This window comes from Pradoshia sp., assembly GCF_051873915.1.
Taxonomy (GTDB): Bacteria; Bacillota; Bacilli; order Bacillales; family Pradoshiaceae; genus Pradoshia.
This window is the reverse complement of sequence record NZ_JBJEFJ010000035.1, coordinates 1-3,379: the sequence shown is the minus strand read 5'-3', so window position 1 is coordinate 3,379 and position 3,379 is coordinate 1. Positions and strand designations below refer to the sequence as shown.

Annotated in this window: 3 protein-coding genes; 1 reads left to right on the top strand and 2 read right to left on the bottom strand. The window is 36.1% G+C overall.

Annotation, left to right across the window (positions count from 1 at the left end; genetic code table 11):
• Positions 1–67 precede the first annotated feature (67 nt).
• Positions 68–562: a hypothetical protein gene (locus ACI35L_RS03810; protein WP_439802283.1), complete on the bottom strand. Its 495-nt coding sequence runs from the start codon at positions 560–562 to the stop codon at positions 68–70.
• An 18-nt stretch (positions 563–580) separates the two neighbouring features.
• The gene (locus tag ACI35L_RS03805) at positions 581–1,081 is read right to left on the bottom strand and encodes a hypothetical protein (RefSeq protein WP_439802282.1); all 501 of its coding nucleotides are present in this window, start codon (positions 1,079–1,081) and stop codon (positions 581–583) included.
• Between the two features lie 288 nt (positions 1,082–1,369).
• On the opposite strand from ACI35L_RS03805, the gene ACI35L_RS03800 reads away from it, so the two are divergent.
• Complete coding sequence (locus ACI35L_RS03800) at positions 1,370–2,260, top strand: hypothetical protein (protein ID WP_439802281.1); 891 nt, start codon at positions 1,370–1,372, stop codon at positions 2,258–2,260.
• Positions 2,261–3,379: the final 1,119 nt, after the last annotated feature.

The following is a 3,379-nucleotide window of genomic DNA, read 5'->3' as shown; positions in this document are numbered from 1 at the left end:
CACCTGTTAAAAGAGAAAAGGTAACTGCGATTGGAATCAACTTTTTCATAATAACCCTCCTATATGTTTAATTGTTTACAAATTTTATCCCATCTGCACCTGTTTTAGAACCCGACACTCCCTTTTCAGAGAGCCAAATGCCTGGAGCTGTGCTCACATATCCAAATCCAACATAGTTCCAACCCCCTGGGGCATTATATTGATCAACATATTTTGTTAGAGTGGCGTTGTTAGTTCCGCTAAATTGGTATTGAGCCTTAGTATTGGTGAAGTTTACATTGTTTAAATAAGCATAATAAGAGTGAGATGCTTTACAGGTACCACCAGGGGAAGACCAAAAATATGCCCCATCTCCCGAAGGATTCTTAGACAGTCGATAATCTCCTCTGTAAGAACCTGAGTGTTTTGTGTACGTGCTAAAACCACTTCGGATTGTTAATTGGTTTGGATCATCATTATCTTCGTAATAGGTACCACAAGCCGCTTCAGCAGTCGAGATGTGAATAAAACTGGCTATGATTCCAAAAAGAATAGCTAGGGACAAAACACTGAATCTTTTCATAATAACGCTCCCTTTCGTTTATTTTGTTACGAATTTCACTCCATCTGCACCTGTTTTTCCACTTGTAGCATAAGAACTAAGAGAAAGGTGTGGTTGTCTATCGCTTAATCCAATACCAACATAGTTCCATCCTCCGGGAGCATTGTACTGATCGACATACTTTAATCCGTCACCGCCACTAGATATTTGAAAACTATATCGTGCGTCTTTATTAGTAAAGTTTACATTGTTTAAGTAAGCGTAATAGTAGACATAATCCTTACATGAACCTCCAGGTGACCACCATTGGTAAAATTGATCACTAGCAGATTTCGTGGATAATCGATAATCTCCTCTATAAGAACCTGAGTGCTTTGTGTATGTAGTAAATCCTTGGCGATACGTACCACCATTAGGGTCATCATTATCTTCGTAATAGGTACCACAAGTCGCTTTAGCAGTCGGGATATCGGTGAGATTAGCCATTAAGCCAAAAAGGATAGCTAGAGATAGAACACTGAATCTCTTTAAAACGGTCACATTTTATTCCTCCTAAGTAAATATTAAACGTGTAAGTTTATTTCGTGGTGTTAGCGGATGCTTTGTTTCTAGCATGTAAGTAGGAAAATTGAAGTAATCATTGTTGAGGTGTTACCATGACAAATTAGTGCGAAAAATAGCACATAAGTCCATTTATCAACCCTTTCTTTTAATTAAATATTTCAAATCGCTAAACTATTTTACCACTTCCTTACAAGTATTTACAAATAAAACCATATATGTATTTTTTATGGTATACTCATTCACATAACGGAAAGGGGGAGAATCATGAATAAAAGAATAGGTATATCGATTATTCTTTTCTTAGCCATACTCTCAACTCTATATTTTGCTTTTTTTGAGAAGGGCTCGACTGAAAAGAAAGAGGAGGCTGCTCAATCAGTACAAAGAAAAGAAGAAAACAGAGTAAAAGAAGTTGAAGTGGTAACGGAAAGTGAGAAACAGAAAGCTTATATTGTTTTTGAAGGATATTATTACATGAAGACTGGTGAAGTGGTACCTGAATCAAGCTCTGTTTGGAAAAAGGTTGGAGAAGTGAAGAGGATAGGAGATTGGAAGATTAAGAAGTCTGGGGATTCAAATGAAGTACCACCGGGGCCTATTTATCAGATGGAGGGGAAAGACAAATCCCTCATCGTAGCCAAAGGTGCTTATTTTGAGGATGGAGTAAATAAAGAAGGCTATTTGTTGTTTAAAAAGGATAAAGAGGTAACTGAAACAAATCCTGATACTATTCAAAGTGCTGTTTCAGACACAGATGAACTATCCATAGCGTTTAACAACGCAAAGAAAAAATTTACTGATTTTTATGCCTTTAAGAACGATGGCCATTATACACTGCAATTGTTAAATTCCTCAGAAAATTATGATGCGATCAAGATGATTTATCTGTTACCTAAAGAAGGGGAAAACATTTTAGTATTAGAGTATAGGGATAAGATGCCTCTCGATTCTGCTTTTCATAAGAAGAGAAAACCCCCAACTGAACAGAATTCATTAGAAATTAACAGAAAAAATTGGACTATATATAAAGATGATGAGGATAATTATGTAGCAGTGACTTCATCCAACCAAACACATTATGAGGTTCAATTTGCTGGAGATGTTGAACTTTCTTTTGTAGAAGAGTCTTTAAATTTATTCGATAAAGTGAATTAACTATTAACATAAAAACCGCCTATCCTCTGAATGAGAATAAGCGGTTTTTATTATCAGTGATTATCGGATTACGCCTTTAGCTTTTAACAAAACTTCCATTTGCTTAACCGTTTCTTTGGAAGTTTCATAAGCATCCATAGCCGCAAGAGTGGTAAGGACTAATGCTTTGATTGCCGATGGTTGAATTGAAAATTCCTCCTATGCTGACTGCTTTAATAAATAACTTTTGTAAATTAGTGATGGCTTTGACTCTCTCTCCTATGTAACCATAAAATAAAGTTTTCCGATTTAGACTCGGTTTTCGGTAAAATAAAGTTTTCCGATTTCCAGGTCTTTTTCAATATCCACCCGGGTTCCATCCAATACGAATCCGGCTTTTTTCTGCACTCATTCTTCATTACCCAGCAGGGAAGTTCCCGCTCCTATTGTTTCGTAATCCGACTCAAACCCTTGTCATTACAGGAATTTCCTGTGTTTTTGTCGCAGTTATTCAAGAATTTTGAACATGGGTGAAAGAATGTTCGAAAAAACCATCATTATTACATTTGCCAATAGAAAAAAACTCTATGGAGGATTTTAGATGGCTATCAATGTTTTTAACCGGTTAAGGTATATTTTGTTAAGCCTTGATAAGCGGTAATTATAATATATTTACGGGTACCGTATGGGAGTTCAATCAATCTGTAAGAACTGGTCAGGTGATACCCAATCGCAATATGAATTTCTGCTAGGAAAACGGAATATAGAAGTAACTTATTGAGAAACGGCTCCCTCTGTGGAGCTTTTTCTCTTAATGTTTGAGATATGAAAAAAGGGAGTGTACAAGATGAAAAGAATACGGAGTCTGTTTAAGAAGAATTCCAAAAGAAAGTGCTCTATCGTCAACAAGTTGCTAAACTTCAATTCTTATACAGCAGATTAATCCCAAGGATTATAAGTTTTGGGAGAGAGAATTAGAGACTCTTAAAACATGTATATAGTTGTGGCCGGAGCAGATGGGACATATCCTCATTATAGAGATATCCTGACGAAATTCAGAAATACCCATTTGATTGCGGAAATAAAAACTGACAAAAATCAAATGTTGTAAACTTCAGCTATTTAAGAGGAGTGCATGTA